Raw genomic sequence first — 18,696 nt, 5'->3', positions numbered from 1 at the left:
ACAAGCGTGACAGCCGAACAACCGATGGTTCGCCTTGCCGGCGTAGCTAAGCGTTTCACCAAGGGAAAGGAGACGATCTCGATCTTCGATCATCTCGACCTTGCGATTCCCCGCGGCGATTTCATTGCCGTCATGGGGCCGTCCGGCTCGGGCAAGACCACGCTGCTCAACCTGCTCGGCGGCATCGATCGCGCCGACACCGGCGAGATTGCGGTTGCAGACCAGCGCATCGACGGCCTCTCCGAGGGCGAACTCGCCGCCTGGCGCGCCGCCAATATCGGCTTCATCTTCCAGTTCTACAATCTGATGCCGATGCTGACCGCCGCGCAGAACGTGGAACTGCCGCTGTTGCTCACCAAATTGAGCCGCAAGGAGCGTGCCGAGCGCGTTCACACCGCGCTTTCCGTGGTCGGGCTCGCCGACCGCATCAAGCACCGTCCGCGCGAAATGTCCGGCGGCCAGCAGCAGCGCGTGGCGATTGCGCGCGCCATCGTCTCGGATCCGAACCTCTTGCTTTGCGACGAGCCGACCGGCGATCTCGACCGGCAATCCGCCGACGAGATTCTTTCGATCCTGCAACTGCTCAATAGCGAACTCGGCAAGACCATCGTGATGGTGACGCATGACCCTGCGGCGGCAAACTATGCCAAGCGTGTCCTGCATCTCGACAAGGGCCGTTTCGTCGAACGGGAGCTTGCCGCGTGAACGACTTCGACCTGGTCCGGAAAAACCTGTTCCGCCGCAAATTGCGCGCCAGCCTGATGATCGTGTCGATCCTGATCGCCTTCATGATCTTCGGCGTGCTCGCCGGATTTTACCGCGCCTTCACCGCCGGCGAGGACCGCGCCGCCGCGGACCGGATGATCACCGTCAACAAGATCAACTTCACCCAGCCGATGCCGATCGCCTACTTCAATCGTGTCCGCGCGGTCGAAGGCGTCCGGCAGGTGACCTTCGCCAACTGGTTCGGCGGCTACTATCAGGACCCGAAGAACTTCATCATGGCGCTCGCGATCGATCCGGGCACCTATTTCGACGTCTACCGCAGCGAATTCGAGGTTCCGCCCGACCAGCTTCAGGCCTTCACCCGCGACCGCGGCAGCGCGGTGGTCGGCGAAAAACTGGCGCAGAAATGGGGCTGGAAGATCGGCGATCGCATTCCCATTCAGAGCAACATCTTCAGCCAGAAGAGCGGCGGCCACACCTGGGACCTCACCATTGCCGGCATCGTCAAGGGCAAGGCCGATCACATCGATACCAATTTCCTGTTGTTCCAGTACCCCTATTTCGACGAGACCCGCAGTTTCGGCAAGGATACCATCGGCTGGATGATCCTCCAGACCACCTCGCCCGAAAACAACGATCGCGTGGCAAAGGCGATCGATGCGATGTTCGCCAATTCCACTGCGGAAACCTCGACCGACACCGAAAAGGCGTTCGGCAAGGCGTTCGCGGCGCAGTTCGGCAACATCGCACTGATCGTGTTGCTGGTCGTCGGCGCGGCCTTCGTCACCATCCTGATGATCGTCGGCAATACCATGGCGCTCTCGATCCGGGAGCGCACCCGCGAGATCGGCGTGCTGAAGACGCTCGGCTTTTCAGGCCCGCGGATTTTGGCGATGGTGCTCGGCGAATCCGTGTTGCTGGCGCTGCTCGGAGGAATTCCCGGCCTCGCGATTGCGGCGCTGATCGCCATCGCGCTGCGTAACAGCCTCGCCAACGTCGCGCCCGCTTTTGCGGTATCGCCGACGATAATCCTGCAAGGGGTGGCGCTGATGATCGCGCTTGGGCTGATCACGGGGATCATCCCGGCGCTCAACGCCATGCGGCTCAAAATTGCAACCGCGCTCGGACGGGGATAGGCATGCGTTCGCTTTGGCTTCAAGTCGCGGCGGTCACCGCCATCAACCTCAAGAGCATTGGACAGCGGCGCTGGCTCTCGCTCTCGACGGTGATCGCGATCGCACTGGTGGTGATCGTGCTGCTCGCGTTCCTGGCGATGGCCAACGGCTTCCAGCGCACCATCGCGGGATCCGGGGCCGATGACATCGCCATCGTGCTGCGGGCCGGCTCGCAGGCCGAAATCAACAGCACGGTAAGCCGCGATCAGGTGCGGCTGATCGAGGACGGTCCCGGCATCGCCCGCGGCAGCGATGGCAAGCCCCTGATCTCGCCGGAGCTCTATCTTGTGGTCGACGGCATCAAGCGTTCGACAAAGACCAAGGCCAACCTGCCGCTGCGCGGGATCGGCGAACAGGGCACCGCGTTGCGCAAGGGCATTACCATCACCGCGGGCCGCATGTTCAATCGCGGCAGCAATGAGGTGGTGGTCGGCAAGGCCTTGCTGCGGGAATTCGAAGGATTCGACATCGGCTCTACCGTATCGTTCGGCGCCACGCGCTGGAACGTCGTCGGCGTGTTCGAGGCCGGCGGCAGCGTATTCGAATCCGAGATCTGGGCCGATCTCAACGTGGTGCAGAGCCTGTTCAACCGCAACAATATCGTGCAAACCGTGCGCGTGCGCCTCACCGGGCCGGCCACGCTGAATGAGCTCAAAAGCTACAGCGACAACGATCCGCGGCTGAAGCTCGACGTCAAATCCGAAGCAGCCTACTTCGCCGAACAGGCCTCGCAGACCTCCGACCTGATTCAGAAACTCGGTTGGCCTTTGGCGATCGCGATGGCGCTGGGCGCGGTCGCCGGCGCGCTCAACACGATGTATTCGTCGGTCGCGTCCCGCGCGACGGAAATCGCAACGCTGCGCGCCATCGGCTTCGGCGGCTTTCCCGCCTTTGTCGGGACGCTCGCCGAATCGCTGTTGCTCGCCGTCATCGGCGGCCTGTTAGGTGCCGCCGCCACCTACCTGATCTTCGACGGCGTCACGGCGTCGACCCTTGGCGGCAACTTCACCCAGGTGGTGTTCGACTTCAAGCTCAGTCCCTGGCTGATCGCCGAGGGTGTTGCGCTGGCGCTGATCGTGGGCCTGATCGGCGGACTGTTTCCGGCATTGCGCGCCGCGCGATTGCCGATCGTCGAAGGCCTGTACGCGCACTGAGCTTGCTATTCCCCCCTTGAGGCCCGCCGCCGCACGTCGGCAGGCCTGGGCGACATAGTGACCCGATACGGGCATGGCCACTGCCGGTTCTGTGACAATTCACGACGGCCTGTTCCGGCCATCACTTCGCCATTGCGGATAGGACCATGATCGCCCTAGAGTTGCATGAAACTTCAACTTGGGGGGCCGCCAATGTCTGAATTTCAGGTCACGGGAAGCAACGCCGACGTGCTCTTTACCCTCAAGGTTCATCGCGGCGATGGCATGGCTCTGATCGCCATGGATTGGAAGGACGATGAGCCGCCGATCGATTTTGTCGGTTTCGCAATCGAATACAAGGAGCCGGACGGCAACAGGTTCTTTGCCTTGAAGAACCGGATCGCGTTTCCCGGCGCTGGCGGAAAGACCAATCCAAATCGGCTGACCACGATGCAGTCGCCCATACAGAAATTTCGCTGGGTGCATTTTCCTCGCAACGCCGAATTGGCGGGAGAATTCGTCTACCGGGTCACCCCGGTCTTCATGAACAAGCAGGACGAGCTGAGTTTTGGCGAGGCGCAGGAGGCGGCCATTGAACTGCGCCGGGAAACCTATCCGGGTCAACTCAATGTCACTTACACACGCGGGTTCGTATTGTCGCAGGCGTTCGTCGACAAGTACGGGACGATTTCCAAGCTCCTGCCCGCAAAAGCCAAGGATGGTCTCAAGTTCAAACCCACCCATCCCAAGAAGGATGAGGCGCTCCCCTGGATGGGCTTTGAAGCCCGCCACGCAATTCTCGAGGTTCTGGATCAGGCGATTGAGGATGAAGACGCAGCGGTTCGGGTTGTTGCATACGATCTAAGCGAAATTGAAGTGGTGTCCCGATTGGAGAAACTAGGCTCTCGCCTGAAAATCATCATCGACAATGCTGGGGAACACGGACCTGCAGAATCGGGAGAGTCGCAGGCCGCAAAGCGACTGGTGAAAACGGCCGGAGAAGACAACGTGAAGCGCCAGAAGATGGGCGCGCCTCAGCACAACAAAACCATCGTCGTCGATTCTCCAAATCTGAAGAAAGCCATCTGCGGCTCGACGAATTTCTCCTGGCGAGGGTTCTATGTTCAGTCCAACAACGCCGTTGTCCTGACCGGCGAATCCGCCATCAAGCCCTTTCGTGACGCGTTCGAGAATTACTGGGAGAACGACGCGGCCGTGGACTTCGGCGCCACGGGATCAGCCGAGTGGACCAGTCTCGGGCTGGACAATATCGACGCGGACGTTTCCTTCTCGCCGCACATCAGCAGCAACGCGCTGCTCGACGGCATCGCGGAAGACATGAAGTCGGCGGAATCGAGCGTGCTGTTTTCCCTGGCATTTCTGTTTCAGACCGAAGGACCTATTCGCGAGGCGGTCAAGAAACTGGCCAAGGCCAAGGGTATCTTTCTCTATGGCATCTCTGACAAGAAAGTCGGAGGCCTGGACTTTCAAAAGCCGGATGGGAAGGTCGAGCCAGTCTTTCCGTCGGCGCTTTCGAAAAACGTGCCGGAGCCCTTCAAGTCCGAACCAAAAGGAGGCGGGGGAAATCGAATGCACCACAAGTTCGTGGTAATTGATTTCGACAAGCCCACCGCGAGAGTTTACTTCGGCTCCTACAATTTTTCGCCACCGGCCGATACATCGAATGGCGAAAATCTTCTTTTGATAAAGGACCGGCGTATCGCCGTGTCCTATATGATCGAAGCGCTCAGAATCTTCGATCACTATCATTTCCGTGTCGCGCAAGCCGAAGCCAGGAAGGCCAGAAAGAAGCTGCAATTGGCCAAGCCGCCGCGAAAGCGCGGCGAGAAGGCGTGGTGGAGCGAGTATTATACCGACGAACGAAAGATTCGTGACCGCAAGCTATTCTCGTAACATTCGTCATGCTGAGATCATCGCCCCTCATGGCATAACTTGCCTATTCCCCCTTGAGGCCGGCCGCGCGGATCACCTCGCCCCATTTGCGCGTCTCGTCGTCGATGAAATGGCCGAACTCGGCGGCGGTGCGGCTGTGCGCTTCGAGCCCTTGCGCCAGCAGCTTCTGCTTCACCTCGGGATCGGCCAGCGCACGACTGATCTCCTGCTGCATCCGCTCGACGATCGGCTGCGGCGTGGCTGACGGCGCCATGAAGCCAAACCATCCGGACGCGACCACGTTGGGAAAGCCCTGCTCGCGCAGGGTCGGAGCCGCCGGGTAGATGGCGCTGCGCTCGGCGGAAGCCACGCCCAGCACGCGGAAATCGCCGCTCTGGATATGCGGTAACGCCGTGCTGATCGCGGTCAGCGTGGCGTCAACGCGGCCGGCGAGCAGCTCTGTATACGCCATCGAATCACCGCGGTACTGCACGTTGAGGCCCTTGACGCCGGCGTCTCTCAGCAGCAACTCAGCCGCCAGATGCGGCTGAGAACCCGCGCCCGGAGAGGCGAACGTCAGGCCATCCGGCTGCGCCTTGCCGTAGGCGATCATCTCCTGCAGCTTCTTGAAGCTCGCCTTGGCGTTGACGATCAGGAAGAGCGGCGCCATGACGGTCATCGCCACCGGCTGCAGATCCTTACGCTCGTATTTCAGTTTTCCATACAGGGCTTCGGCGGTGGCATAGGGCGCGGCCGCGTAGAGGAAGGTGTATCCGTCCGGCGTGGCGCGCGCGACCAGTTCGTTGGCAATGCGCGTGCCCGCGCCCGGTTTGTTCTCGACCATGAACTGCTGGCCCAGGCTGCGTCCGAACTGTTCGGCCAGGATACGCAACGAGATGTCGTTGGCCCCGCCGGCCCCGTAGGGCGACACCAGCCGCACCAGCCGCGAGGGCCAATCGCCCTCGGCAAACGCAGGAAGGCGAGGACCTGCGGCGAAGCCGGCGGCGATGGTCCCCAGCAGAGTTCGGCGTGTGACTTTCATGAATGCCTCTTTTGGGGTCGCCTGAAGGCACGGTGCGGCCCGTTGCGTTCATCCCATTTTTATTCGAGCCGTATTGGTGCGATCGCAGACGTCGCCGGACTCATCATCTTGTCGAGGCTGCAACGATAGAGAGGCGACTTCTATCGAACAATGTGTATTTTTTGACTGATTGATAAGCCTGGCCTATGAATTACGAAACGACGGGCGGGGGACGCGGCATGGCGATGGATGTGACACTGCGGCAGTTGCGCGCCTATGTGGCCGTGCTGGAGGCAGCAAGCTTCTCGGAAGCCGCCAAGGCCATGCACCTGTCGCAGGCGGCGCTCTCAGGCCTGATCAAGGAGCTCGAGACCCGCGTCGGCGTCCGCCTGCTGGACCGCACGACGCGAAAAGTTTCGGCGTCTGCGGTCGGCGAGACCTTTGCACCGATGGCGCGGCGGGTGCTTTCGAGCCTGGACGAGGCGCTCGACAACCTGACCAATCTCAAGGAGCTCCGCCGCGGGCTGGTGCGTGTCGCCGCGCCCGAAACGCTATCCTGCACGCTGCTGCCGGAGCTCATCGCCGGATACAACAACAGCCATCCCGGCGTTGAGGTCCGCTTCGACGACGTGCCGATCCAGGAGGTGCTGGCGGGCTTGCAGAACGGCTCGACCGACATCGGCTTCGGGCCGGCCGGCGTCGTTCCGGATCAATCAGTCGAAGTGCATATGATTTGCGCCGACCCGCTCTGGGTGGCGTTGCGCAGCGATGACCCGCTGACAAAAGGCAAGTCGGTCAGCTGGAAGGATTTGCGCGAGCGGCCCCTGCTCAACTACATGCCCAACATCGCCATCAATGTGTTGAGCAACGTGCCGCCCCGGCATCAGCCTAAGGAATTGGTGCCGGTGCACCGGGTGAACACGGCGTTATCGATGCTGCGGGTGAGACAAGGCGCCGTGATCTGCCCCTCGATGGCGGAGCCGCTGGTGCGCGGCTTCGGGCTGACGTTCCTGCCGCTGCTGCAACCGGCCGTCAAATGGAAGATCGCGATGTTCGTAACGCACAGCGCATCGCTCTCGCCCGCCGTGGAGAGTTTTCGCGACTTCACGCTCGGTTTCAGCCCGAATTGGGCAGCAGGCGGAAGCGAGCGCCGCCGCACCAGCGAACGGCGCAAGCGCATATAGCGAACCAGCCTCACGATTGATGGGTATCGCTTCGCTCCACCCATCCTGCGATTTGTCATGCCCCGCGCAGAGCGTTGCGGGTAAGTCGCTGCTTCGCACGGAGAAATTCGTGAAGTCGTGGACCGGGCGCCTCGGCAGATCGTATCTCGAAGGAAACATCCAGCGATTGTATTTGTCCTGATGACAAACTGAGTACGCGGCAGTAGCCTACCCCAAAATATAAAACGCACGGGAGGAATACATGCCGGACGCAGCGGTCGCAGCACGTTCTTCTGAAACGACGAACAGCGATACGACGCAACAGGTCGATGTCGCCGTCGTCGGCGCCGGATTTGCCGGCCTCTATCTCCTGCATCGCCTGCGCAAGGCCGGCTTCACCGCTGTCGCGATCGAGGAGGCCGGCGACGTCGGCGGCACCTGGTACTGGAACCGCTATCCCGGCGCACGCTGCGACATCCAGACCATCGACTACAGCTACACGTTTGATCCGGAGCTGGAGAGCGCGTGGCAATGGTCGGAGAAATACGCCACCCAACCTGAAATCCTGCGCTATCTCGGCTTCGTCGCCGACCGATACGATCTGCGGCGCGATATTCGCTTTGGCACAAAAGTCACGGCGGCGAAGTGGGACCAGGCCGCGGAACGCTGGCGGCTGACGACCGACAATGGCGCTGGCATTTCCTGCCGCTACTACATCATGGCGACCGGCTGCCTCTCCACACCAAAACCGCCGGAGATCGATGGCGTCAAGGACTTCAGGGGCGAGATCTATTTCACCGGCCGCTGGCCGCATGAAGAGGTCAAGCTCGCCGGCAAGCGCATCGCCGTCATCGGCACGGGATCATCGGGCATCCAGTCGATCCCGCTGCTCGCGGAGCAGGCGGCGCATCTCACCGTATTCCAGCGCACCCCAAACTTCGCCCTGCCCGCCCACAATGGTGCTGCGCCGGCAGACCGCCGCGCGATGCTGGAGGGCAACCGCGCCGCTTACCGCGAGCAGGCGCGCTGGTCGCTCGCGGGCGTTCCCTATCCGCAACAGATGGCGGTAAGCTGGCAATTGAGCGATGCCGAACGGCGCGAGCGGTTCGAGCAGGCGTGGGCCACCGGCGATCTCGTCTACATACTGACCCAGCTCTGGGCCGACCAGGGCGTCGACCTCGGCGGCAACACGCTGCTCGCCGACCTGATCCGCGAGAAGATCCGGACCATCGTCAAGGACCCGGAGACGGCCGAAGCCTTGACGCCGCACGACCATCCGTTCGGCGCCAAGCGCCCCTGCCTCGATACCAACTACTATGCCACCTACAACCGGCCCAACGTCACGCTGGTGAACCTGCGGCAGGAGCCGATCACAGAGATCACGGCGTCAGGCATCAAAACCGGCAAGCGGACGTTCGACGTCGACGTGATCGTGTTCGCCACCGGCTTCGACGCCATGACAGGTGCCATCAAGGCGGTGCATCCGATCACGGGCCGTGATGGCAAATCGCTGTCGGATGTCTGGGCCAACGGCCCGCAGACCTATCTCGGGCTCACCGTCGCGGGCTTCCCCAATTTTTTCATGATCACGGGCCCGGGCAGCCCGTCGGTATTGTCGAACATGGCGGTGTCGATCGAGCAGCATGTCGACTGGGTGGTGGACCGGCTGGCGGCGATGCGCGAGGCCGGCTTCACCACCATCGAGCCGACGGAGACGGCGCAAGCCGGCTGGGCGCGGCACATGGCCGATTGCTCGATGATGACGCTGCATCGGCTGGCCAACACCTGGTACACGGGCGCCAACGTTCCCGGCAAGGCACAGGGCGTGATGCCTTATACCGGCGGCGTCGGTCCCTACCGCAGCATCTGCAACGAGGTCGTCGGCCGCGGCATGCTGGGCTTCAGGCTGTCAGGCCCCAATGTCGCCGAGCAATGCAACGACGGCGAGGTGGTTCGCCTGCAGCCGGACGTGCGGCTGGTGCTCGGCATGCTGGCGGAGATGAACCTGCCGCAAATCGAACAGCTGGGCTCACAAGGCGCGCGCGACTTCCTCACCGAATTCAACAAGAGCCGTCCCGCGGGCCGGCCGGTCGGCGAGGTCGGTAGCGGCGCGCTGCAAGGCGTCGCCGGTCCGCTGCCCTATCGTCTCTATCGGCCGGCAACGCCGGGGCCGCATCCGATCGTGGTCTATTTCCACGGCGGCGGCTGGGTGATCGGCGACGAGCAGTCCGACGATCCGTTCTGCCGCGACATCTGCCGCCGCAGCGGCATGATCGTCGTCAGCGTCGGATACCGCCATGCGCCCGAGCATCGCTTCCCGGCGGCGGCCGAGGATGGCTATGCGGCGACGCGCTGGATCGCCGAACATGCGACTGAGCTCGGCGGCAAACCGGGACCGGTGCTGGTCGCGGGCTGGAGCGCCGGCGCCAACATCGCGGCCGTCACCTGCCAGCTCGCGCGTGACCGCGGCGGCCCGCAGATCGCCGGCCAGCTCCTGATATGCCCGGTCACCGATTGCAGGTTCGACCGCTCCTCCTACACCGACAACGCGATCGGCTATTTCCTGACGCGATCGATGATGTTCTGGTTCTGGGACATCTATTGTTCGCCCGCCGACCGCACCGATCCGCGCGTGTCACCCCTGCGCGGCAATCTGGCCGGCCTGCCCCCGGCGTTCGTGGCCACCTGCGAGTTCGATCCACTCCGCGACGAGGGCATCGAATATGCCGAGGCGCTCGCCGCCGCCGGCGTCCCCGTCGAGCAATTGCAGGCGCGTGGCCACATCCACACATCCCTGATGATGGTGGACGTGGTCATCACCGGCGTCAGCGGACGTGCGAAGATGGCGGAAGCGCTGCGCGGCTTTGCGGGACTGCCGCGGAAATTGGAAGCGAGCGGCGAGGACGCCTCGCCGATCGCGGTGAACGCTGCCGCGGGGTAGCGCGCAAGGCAGGCAATGGCTGGGCGACCTGGGCATCTCTCAGGTCTGGTTGCTCACGAGCGCTTGCGTTGCTTCGGCGCCGGCCTCTTGGCCGCAACCCGGTGTGCCGCCGCCAGCGCGGCGCGCGCCCACGCGAAGAACTCGTCGGGTTCGTCGAACAGCCGCTCCGGCACGCGCCAGAATGCGAGGTCAATGGTCTCGCCTTTCTTCGTGTAATTGAGCGGCGGAAACGCCGCGGCTTCCCTGAACGTCTCCCGGTTCTGGTCATCCACCCGAAAATAAAGCGTGTTCTCCGTCACCATCCCCAGCATCACCCCGTCGCAGAACACACCGGTCTTGCCGAACATGCGCCGCATCGTGACGCGGCCGAGCGGCGCGAGCTGCTCGCGCAGAAACTCGGCATAGGTTTCGCTGGCAACCATCCTTCTATCCGGCCTGGTTCAAACCCGGTCACGCTGTTGGTTCGCGGCGTCCGGCAGACTGTCATGCAATAGATTTTCTACGTCAACCGCCCGATGGATTTCGCTTATTGTCGTCGTGACACCACCAAAAGACATCGGAAGCCAAATCTCATGACAGACGACACAAAAGCCATCGAAGGCGTGATCCAGTCCTACCTCGACGGGCTCCACGAGGGCGACGCCGACAAGATTGCGAGCGCCTTTCATCCGACCAGCGCGCTGACCAGCGTCGCGGACGACGGCGAACTGACGATCACGCCGCGCGACGTCTGGCTGGACAACGTCCGGAACAGGCCGTCGCCGAAGCAACGGGGCCTGTCGCGCCACGATCAGGTGCTGTCGATCGACCTCGTCGGTCCGACGATGGCCTACGTCAAGCTCAAATGCGCGATTCCGCCGCGCTTCTTCACCGACCAGCTCTCGCTGCTGAAGATCGACGGCCGCTGGCAGATCGCGCAAAAGGTTTTTATGACCGAGCTGCGGGAATAGTCTGCCGCAGGCCGTGCCTTATGGGAGGAAGCCGGCATGAACGTACTCGACGACTATATGATCGATTCCCGCCTGTCGCTGCTGGACAAGACGCGGATCCAGGCCCAGGTGCTGGTGCCGGTGCTGAGGGCGTTGCGCGCGGAACTCGGAAAGGAGAAGGCCGACGCGATCGTCAGGCACGCCCTGCGCCACTGGTCGAAGCAACTATTCGCCGCCGTGGGCGAGAGCGTCGAGGGCGGCCCGCGGCGCAAATGGGCGGCCATGCATACCGCGCTCGCCGAAGTCACCGAACGCGAAGTGGCGGTGGAGATGATCAGGCACGACAAGGAAGCGCTGGAATTCGATGTCACGCATTGCCGTTTCGCGGAATTCTTTCGTGCGCTCGGCGAGCCGGAACTCGGCGCGCTGCTGGTCTGCGCCACCGATTTCGATATCGTTGCGGCCGGCGGCAGCGAGGTCGGCCTCACGCGCGACCAGACCCTGATGCAGGGCGCGCCGAGCTGCACCTTCCGCTACAGGTTCGCTCCGCGGGCGTAAATGCCGGCCGATGCCGGTGTGCTCTACGCCGCAAAATTCCCCTGAAAGACGCCCATGATCGCGTATGATGGGCGCCAAGAAGCCTGGCTTGACCGGGCTCGCAAGGGAGAGCGCCGATGGCAGCGACAGCGGAGCAAGCGTCACCCTGGCTCAAGGGACGGTCATTCGCCTCCTTGCGGGAAGAGTTCGACCGCAGCGGTTACCTGATCTTCGAACGCGTTCTCCCGCCCGAGCGCGTCGCTGAAATCCGCGCGGCGCTGGCGCCGCATCTGGCGCGCGATCTGCTCGGCCGCAACGATTTTGAAGGCACCAAAACCAACCGCGTCTATGCCCTGCTGGCGAAATCGCCTGTCTTCGCCGAGCTCGCGATCCATCCGCTCGCCCTGGCCTTTGTCGAAGCCGAACTCGGCGAGAGCTGTCTATTATCCGCCATGCTCGCGATCAATCTGCATCCCGGCGAAACCGTGCAGCCCTGGCATTTTGACGACAGCGGCGCCAGGATTCCGCGGCCCCGCCCTGCCCTTGGCATCAGCACATTCTGGGCGATCGACGACACGACCGAGCAGAACGGCGCCACCGAAATCATCCCGGGAAGTCATCTGTGGGATGGGCAATATATCGCGGGCGCGGTGCAGCCTGCCCACTTCACCAACGAAGCCGATCACGAAGAGGGCAACCGGCCGGACGCCGTCAAGCTGACCATGCCGTCGGGATCGCTGGCGATCACCAAGGGAACGCTGTGGCACCGCGGCGGCGCCAACCGGTCGGACCGGCCGCGCCTGATCGTCACGCCGCAATATTGCGTAGGCTGGGTGCGGCAACTCGAAAACATGGCGCTCGCCGTCCCCGCCGAAGTGGCGAGTCAATTGCCGGAGCGCGCACGCGAGTTGATCGGCTACTCGATCCATCCGCCGTTCATGGGATATGTCGACGGCGTTCATCCCAGGCGCCTCTTGCGGACGCAGTGACGCGATACGCCGCACGACGCGTGCACTGGACCGGGCCAGACCACCTTGCCACCGATATCCTCCGGTTGCGTGTTGGGAGAATCATCACCTGCAAGTCGCGACAATTGATTGCTTCGGGCGGCGCCGACGGCGGTATTCGCCAATCTTTGGTGGTGTGACTACCGAAGAACGGTAAGATGTAAACCCTATGGCTGAGGTGTGATCCGTGCCGCCAGAAGATGACGTAACCGCCAAACCGACCGGACGGTCAGCATGGCGCGAAGCTCTGCGCCGGACCGCAGTCCGGCATCGCCCAAGACTGCAGCGGATGGGCGCACTATTTGCAGCGGTGGCCGCCGTTGGTGCCGTGCTTGGCGGCTTGACCGGCTACTGGTCTGCCTACAAGACCGTCGCCTACGATGTGCTAGGCCTGCAAAAGCCTGCAGATCAGTCAGCATCAAAGACTGCGGTGCCCGGCCGCTATTCCATTGCGGTGCTACCGTTTACGGCTTTGCACGATGGCACGCCCGATTATCTGGGGAGCGGCATAACCAACAGCCTGACCACCGACCTTTCCATCCGTGTGCCCGGACTGTTCATCATCGGCGTGGATTCCGCCTTCACCTATCTCAAGACAAAAGCCGATCCGCAGCAGCTATGGCGTGAACTCGGCGCGCGATACGTGCTCTTCGGTACCGTCCAGCGAAATCACAGTCGGGTACGGGTCGACGCTCGCCTGGTCGAGACGCAGACTGCGCGGCAGTTATGGGCTGAAAAATTCGAAGGGACCGGGGACGATCCATTCGCAATTCAGGATCTTATTTCGGCAAGAATAGCCAACTCGTTTGGCGTTGCCTTGCTCCGATACGGATCGACAGAGGCGGAGCGGCGACAAAAGCCTGAAGTGGTCGACCTTGTCTTCCGCGCACAAGCCGAGTTTCTGACCAATAATCGTACCGTCGACTCGCTCAAGACCGCCGAAAGCCTTTACCGACAAGCCCTCGCACTCGATCCGAAAAATCCAGACGCGCTAAACGGCCTTGGAAATCTGCTGGCGGTCCGTCTCAGCCTGCATCGCTTCAATCTTCGCATGACGCCAGAACAGATCAGCGCTGCTGTGACCGAAGCGCGGGAACTTCTTGATCGCGGGCTCCTCATCGATCCGCGATCCGCAATAGGACATAACGGCAAGGGCCGCCTCTACTCAGTTGAACGCAAGCCACAAGAGTCGGCCCGCGAGCATGAAATGGCGCGCACGCTCGACCCAAATTACGCGGTCAACTATCACAATCTTGCAGCCGTGGCGCTCGCACTGGGACAACCGCGCGATGCCGTCAATTATCTCAACGAGGCTGTCGCCCGCAGTCCGCGTGACCCGGCAATGGGCGTCATCCAGATGCATTTCACCCGCGCTTATGTACTGCTGGGCCAATGGAATGATGCGATCGAAGCGGGCGCGAAAGCCGGAGTATTGCCGACCGACAAGCTGACCCTCAATCTGAATCTAGCGGCCGCATTCGCGCAAAAGGGAGACGCCGAAAAGGCAAAAGGTGCGCTCCAAGAGGCACTGAAGCTCAGGCCGGAGATCTCCATCGCGCGGATCGAGGCAATGAATGAGCCTGCGTACCTGCAGCTTGCGCAAGATACGCTGATGAAAGGTCTGCGGATCGCTGGTCTTCCGGAAAAGTAAACCGCCGCTAAGCAGCGCGCACAACCGCACGTTCCGTTCAAGTTCACAGCGCGAGCAGGAATGCCTGCTGATCGCAGCCCTGAGCTTGAGATCCCTTTCAGGCGAGTTGCTCCGCGCGCCAGTCGGCCCGCGCGCTACTCCGCAGCGCTCGACCTGATCGGGACTCGCGCCGCCCGCGCGTCCGCATCGAACACGATGCCTTCATAGCCCTTCTGTGCGACGTCGGTGATGGCGGCAACGTATTTCGGCGTGCCGCCATTATAAACGAGATAGCGCGTCTTGCCGTGTTCGTGGCCGGGGATGTTGGAATTGTAGCCGGTGAACCATGACTTGGCTTTGCGCATCAGCATGATGGCGTACATCTTCGTCACATGCGCGGTCCAGCGCGCCTGGGCTTCGGCCGTTGGCTCCGCCCGCGTGTAGCCTTGGCGCCAGATGTGTTCGAGCAGGCCAATGCACCAGCCGACGCCGTTCTCGATGCCGCGCGGAAAATTCGTCGAGGCCGAACCGCTTTGCGGCCCGGTCGGCATCAACAGGTTCGGAAAACCATGGGCCATCATGCCGAGAAAGGTCGAGGGGCCGTCGCGCCATTGGTCGGCCAGTTTGACCCCGCCTGTGCCGGTGATGTCGATCGCATCGAATGCGCCGGTGATGGCATCGAAGCCGGTGGAATAGACGATGATATCGAATTCGTAGTCGCGCGCGCTGGTGCGCAGGCCGGTCTCGGTCACACGCTCGATCGGGGTCTCGCTGATGTCGACGAGATGCACATTGTCGCGGTTATAGGCCTCGAAGTAATTGGTCTCCAGCGGCACCCGCTGCACGCCAAAACCGTGATCCTTCGGAATAAGTTTTTCCGCCGTCACCGGGTCCTTGACGCGTCGGCGGATGCGGTCAGCGATATAGGCGGAAAACTCGGCATTCGCCGCCTCATCGGTAAAGATTTCGCGAAAATTGCTCAGCCAGATGCCGAAGCCGGGCTCGTCATAGAGCTTGTCCCACAGCGCGATCCGCTCCTCGGCCGTGACCTCGTAGAATCCGCGCCGGTCCGGCTCATGCTCGAAACCGCCGGGCGTGCGGGTGCAGGCGGCAAAGATTTCGTCGTAGCGTGAGCGAATGTCGGCCATTTCTTGATCCGAGATCGGGCTGTTGTTGAGCGGCGCGCTCCAGTTCGGACGCCGCTGAAACACCGTGAGTTCGCCGACCTTGTCCGCGATCTCGCCGATCACCTGGATGGCGGTCGCGCCGGTGCCGATGATGCCAACCTTCTTGCCGGCAAGTTCGACCGGTTCGTGCGGCCAATAAAACGTGTGGAACGAACGCCCCTTGAACGTCTCCATGCCTTCCAGCCGCGGCAGCGTCGGTATCGACAGCAACCCGACCGCGAGAATGACGAACCGGCAGGTTAGCTCAAAGCCGTCGTCGAGCCTGAGCCGCCACAGATGGCTAGCCTCGTCGAAGGCGGCCGCCGCCACCTTGCGGTTGAACCGCATATATTTGCGAAGATCGAACTTGTCGGCGACGTAGTTAAGGTAGCGCAGGTTCTCCGGCTGCGCCGAAAACCGCTCCTTCCAGTGCCACTCGTTGAGCAACTCCTTGGAGAACGAATAGCCGTAGGTGTAGCTCTCGGAGTCGAAACGCGCGCCCGGATAGCGGTTCCAGTACCAGGTTCCACCGAGATCGGGAGCGGCATCCAGCACAAGGGCATCCACCCCGAGATCGGCCAGCCGCTTGATCTGGTAAATGCCCGACACGCCCGCGCCGACGACGACGACCTCGTAGTGCGACTTGATGCCGTCGGTCATGCGCTGCCTCCCCGTTGTTGTTTCTTGGACGATTTTGGCGCGGTCGGGGGCGACTATACCGAATTATTCGCACCATGCACTTGCGTCAGGATGCCGGGTTGGGCGGTGGAAACCAGCGCTCAAACATTGTTTGACAAGCGGTCGCATCGGCGCGTCCGCAGGTTGACCGCGTCAGATGCCCGGCATAGCGCCGATCTCGGCGTGGAGCTGCGCGACATAGGGGTCCTCGATCCCCAATGCGTCGAGCTGCGTCGCCAGTTGCACGAGGTATTCCCTGTTGGTGCCGAGGATGCCCTTCCCGCTTGCGATCAGGCGCGCGGTCTCGGCAAACGGCAGTTCGCCGACATAGCTCGGATGCGAAGGGTTCGAGACAAAGGCAAGCGCATCGATCGGCCCCTGCGGCGTGAGCATCGACACCATCGCCGGCGCATAGCCGCCGCGCAGCATCTCGCGGCGCCACAGGATTGCCGTTTCCGCATGGACGGAATCGGCGGCGATGCGGAACGCCAGCCCGTGGCAACGTCCTTCCTGCGGCTCCAGCGACAGCATCAGCGCCGGATAGTCATGCGATCCCCGGCCGAGATTGATCTTCAGCGTGAAGCGGCGCTGATAGCCCTCGACGTCGGCGAGCCGGACTTCCGCGAAATGAAATCCAGGGTCCCACATCAGGGAGCCGTAGGAATAGATCCAGAGGTCGTCTCCCGCCTTGTGATCGCCGAGCACCGCAAGGCGTGACGCCTCGATCACCTCGTCCGGCAGCCGCCAGCCCGCGGGCCATCCCGCGGCCCGGGCGCGCTGCTCCCACATCGCAAACATCTCGGGCGTCAGGCGCAGCAGCGATTTTTCCGGATGCGTTACCCGGGTCCGAAGCTCGGGCAGATGAATGAATGCGTCCGCGGTCAAGCCGGCATGCTCCTTTGGTGATGCAGCAATGCTCCGCAATCTGCCATCGTCGGCGGCCTGGCGCCAAGCTTGAAGACGAGCGAATGTGGTCCCCTTGCATGTTATTCTGTCATGGCTCGCCCAGGATTTTTAGGGTGTAATGAAGCTCACTCCGACCACGCCCCCCACCCCGCAAACTTCCACCCGATATCGAAGGCAATTCCATGCGCGACCAGTTCTCCAACACGCAAGCGATCCGCAAACCCGCGGTCACCTCCAAAGGCGGCATCGTCGCGGCGCAATCGAGCCGGGCGGCGCATGTCGGCGCCGACGTGCTGGCCGGGGGCGGCGACTGCGTCGACGCTGTAATCGCGACCACGTTCGCGCTGGGCGTGCTGGAGCCCTGGATGAGCGGGCTCGGCGGCGGCGGCGCGATGGTGCTCTACCGTGCGCGCGAAGACCGCTATGAAGTGATCGACTACGGCATGCGCGCTCCCGTGAGCCTCCGGCTGGAGGATTATCCGTTGACCGGCGACGGCGCGGCGTCGGATATTTTTCCCTGGCCGCGCGTCAAGGGCGACCGCAACATCCATGGCCCCGGCTCGATCGCCGTGCCCGGCGTGGTGGCCGGCATGGAGGAAGCGCATCGCCGCCACGCCAAACTGCCGTGGAAGGAATTGCTGGCGCCGAGCGTCAAGCTCGCCGGCGAAGGCCTCGCGGTCGACTGGTGGACCACGCTGATGATTTCGAGTGCGGCTGCGGATCTGCGGCGTTACCCCGCGAGCGCCGCCGCCTATCTGCAGGACGGACTGCCGCCGAATCCGCAATGGGGCATCAAGTCCAAAGTCCGCATGCCGCAGGACCGGCTCCAGGCCACGATGGCGCAGCTCGCCAGCGCCGGCCCGCGCGACTTCTATGAAGGCGATCTGGCAAAAAGCCTCGCCGCCGACATCCAGGCCGCCGGCGGCGCGCTGTCGGTCGAAGACCTCAAACCGTTCCGCGCGCATTTGCGCGAGCCGCTGGCCATTCCCTATCGCGGCGGCAAGGTGTTCGCGACACCCGAACTCACCGCGGGTCCAACGCTGTCGCGCACGCTCGGTCTGCTGCAGAACGATCTCAAGCCCGCGCGCGGCGGACCGGATGCGGCGGCCTATGTCGCCTATGCCTCGGCGCTGCAGGCGGCCTATCGCGAGCGGTTGAAGGACATGGGCGATGAAGACGGCAGGCGCGCGCTCGGCGCCGAAGCACTGGCGCCGGCCTGCACCACGCATTTCTCGGCGGTCGATCGCGACGGCAACATGGCCGCGGTAACGCAGACGCTGCTGTCGACCTTCGGCTCCAAATTCGTATCCAACCAGACCGGCATCACCATGAACAACGGCATCATGTGGTTCGATCCGACGCCGGGCACGCCGAACTCGCTGGCGCCAGGCAAGCGCTGCCTGACCAATTACACCCCGGTGCTGGCGCAGGCAGCCGACGGCCGCCGCGCCGCGATTGGCGCTTCCGGCGGCCGGCGCATCCTGCCCGCGGTGAGCCAGCTGCTATCCTTCGTGATGGATTACGGCATGGACCTCGATGCGGTGATCCACCAGCCGCGCATCGACGCCAGCGAGGGCGCCATCGTGATCGGCGACGTCCGCCTGCCGCAGGCCGCGCGCGAAACGTTGGGCTCGCGTTTCGATTACGAGGAGGCGCGCATCCAAAACCTGCCGATGAAGTTCGCCTGCCCCAGCATCGTGCTGCGCGACGGCGACACCAACAGCGGCGCCACCGAGCCGTTCCACGCCTGGAGCGAGGCGGTGGCGGAATGAGACAAGGGTTCTCATGGAA

15 protein-coding genes are annotated in these 18,696 nt (G+C 62.9%); 11 read left to right on the top strand and 4 right to left on the bottom strand.

Features of this window, described 5'->3' with window-relative positions:
• Positions 1-24 precede the first annotated feature (24 nt).
• From JQ624_RS20155 to JQ624_RS20140, 4 genes are all read left to right on the top strand, one after another.
• The gene (locus JQ624_RS20155; RefSeq protein ID WP_212420747.1) at positions 25-705 is read left to right on the top strand and encodes an ABC transporter ATP-binding protein; all 681 of its coding nucleotides are present in this window, start codon (positions 25-27) and stop codon (positions 703-705) included.
• On the top strand, positions 702-1,862 hold the full coding sequence (locus tag JQ624_RS20150) for an ABC transporter permease (protein ID WP_212420658.1): 1,161 nt from the start codon (positions 702-704) through the stop codon (positions 1,860-1,862). The genes JQ624_RS20155 and JQ624_RS20150 overlap by 4 nt, the downstream gene beginning before the upstream one ends.
• A gap of 2 nt (positions 1,863-1,864) precedes the next feature.
• A complete protein-coding gene (locus JQ624_RS20145) occupies positions 1,865-3,055 on the top strand; it encodes an ABC transporter permease (protein WP_212420657.1) in 1,191 nt (396 codons plus the stop codon).
• Positions 3,056-3,247: 192 nt separating this feature from the next.
• Positions 3,248-4,948 carry a phospholipase D-like domain-containing protein gene (locus JQ624_RS20140; RefSeq protein WP_212420656.1) on the top strand — a complete coding sequence of 567 codons (1,701 nt, stop codon included), beginning with the start codon at positions 3,248-3,250 and terminating at the stop codon, positions 4,946-4,948.
• A gap of 43 nt (positions 4,949-4,991) precedes the next feature.
• On the opposite strand, the gene JQ624_RS20135 is transcribed toward JQ624_RS20140, so the two are convergent.
• Positions 4,992-5,969, bottom strand: a complete 978-nt coding sequence (locus JQ624_RS20135; RefSeq protein WP_212420655.1) for a tripartite tricarboxylate transporter substrate binding protein — start codon at positions 5,967-5,969, stop codon at positions 4,992-4,994.
• Positions 5,970-6,154: 185 nt separating this feature from the next.
• Between JQ624_RS20135 and JQ624_RS20130 the strand changes: the two genes are divergently transcribed.
• Positions 6,155-7,132 carry a LysR family transcriptional regulator gene (locus JQ624_RS20130; RefSeq protein ID WP_212420654.1) on the top strand — a complete coding sequence of 326 codons (978 nt, stop codon included), beginning with the start codon at positions 6,155-6,157 and terminating at the stop codon, positions 7,130-7,132.
• A gap of 241 nt (positions 7,133-7,373) precedes the next feature.
• Positions 7,374-10,052, top strand: coding sequence for an alpha/beta hydrolase fold domain-containing protein (locus JQ624_RS20125; RefSeq protein ID WP_212420653.1), 2,679 nt, complete (start codon positions 7,374-7,376; stop codon positions 10,050-10,052).
• A gap of 53 nt (positions 10,053-10,105) precedes the next feature.
• On the opposite strand, the gene JQ624_RS20120 is transcribed toward JQ624_RS20125, so the two are convergent.
• Entirely contained in the window at positions 10,106-10,474 is a 369-nt protein-coding gene (locus JQ624_RS20120) for a TfoX/Sxy family protein (protein WP_212420652.1), read from the bottom strand.
• A gap of 150 nt (positions 10,475-10,624) precedes the next feature.
• Here JQ624_RS20120 and JQ624_RS20115 point away from each other — a divergent pair, with 150 nt between their 5' ends.
• The 4 genes from JQ624_RS20115 to JQ624_RS20100 all read left to right on the top strand — a co-directional run bounded on the left by JQ624_RS20115 (position 10,625) and on the right by JQ624_RS20100 (position 14,176).
• Entirely contained in the window at positions 10,625-11,002 is a 378-nt protein-coding gene (locus JQ624_RS20115; RefSeq protein WP_212420651.1) for a nuclear transport factor 2 family protein, read from the top strand.
• A 36-nt stretch (positions 11,003-11,038) separates the two neighbouring features.
• Entirely contained in the window at positions 11,039-11,539 is a 501-nt protein-coding gene (locus JQ624_RS20110; RefSeq protein ID WP_212420650.1) for an L-2-amino-thiazoline-4-carboxylic acid hydrolase, read from the top strand.
• A gap of 116 nt (positions 11,540-11,655) precedes the next feature.
• Complete coding sequence (locus JQ624_RS20105; RefSeq protein ID WP_212420649.1) at positions 11,656-12,507, top strand: phytanoyl-CoA dioxygenase family protein; 852 nt, start codon at positions 11,656-11,658, stop codon at positions 12,505-12,507.
• A 307-nt stretch (positions 12,508-12,814) separates the two neighbouring features.
• The gene (locus JQ624_RS20100) at positions 12,815-14,176 is read left to right on the top strand and encodes a tetratricopeptide repeat protein (protein ID WP_212420648.1); all 1,362 of its coding nucleotides are present in this window, start codon (positions 12,815-12,817) and stop codon (positions 14,174-14,176) included.
• A gap of 134 nt (positions 14,177-14,310) precedes the next feature.
• On the opposite strand, the gene JQ624_RS20095 is transcribed toward JQ624_RS20100, so the two are convergent.
• Both JQ624_RS20095 and JQ624_RS20090 read right to left on the bottom strand, forming a co-directional pair.
• The gene (locus JQ624_RS20095) at positions 14,311-15,981 is read right to left on the bottom strand and encodes an NAD(P)/FAD-dependent oxidoreductase (RefSeq protein WP_212420647.1); all 1,671 of its coding nucleotides are present in this window, start codon (positions 15,979-15,981) and stop codon (positions 14,311-14,313) included.
• A gap of 171 nt (positions 15,982-16,152) precedes the next feature.
• Positions 16,153-16,884, bottom strand: coding sequence for a gamma-glutamylcyclotransferase (locus tag JQ624_RS20090; RefSeq protein WP_212420646.1), 732 nt, complete (start codon positions 16,882-16,884; stop codon positions 16,153-16,155).
• 203 nt (positions 16,885-17,087) lie between these two features.
• On the opposite strand from JQ624_RS20090, the gene JQ624_RS20085 reads away from it, so the two are divergent.
• Positions 17,088-18,677 carry a gamma-glutamyltransferase gene (locus JQ624_RS20085; RefSeq protein WP_212420645.1) on the top strand — a complete coding sequence of 530 codons (1,590 nt, stop codon included), beginning with the start codon at positions 17,088-17,090 and terminating at the stop codon, positions 18,675-18,677.
• Positions 18,678-18,696 lie beyond the last annotated feature (19 nt).

It is taken from the genome of Bradyrhizobium sp. AUGA SZCCT0283 (assembly GCF_018130385.1).
GTDB lineage: Bacteria > Pseudomonadota > Alphaproteobacteria > Rhizobiales > Xanthobacteraceae > Bradyrhizobium.
Note: the sequence above shows the minus strand (reverse complement) of the source record. Positions and strands in the feature narration are given on the sequence as shown.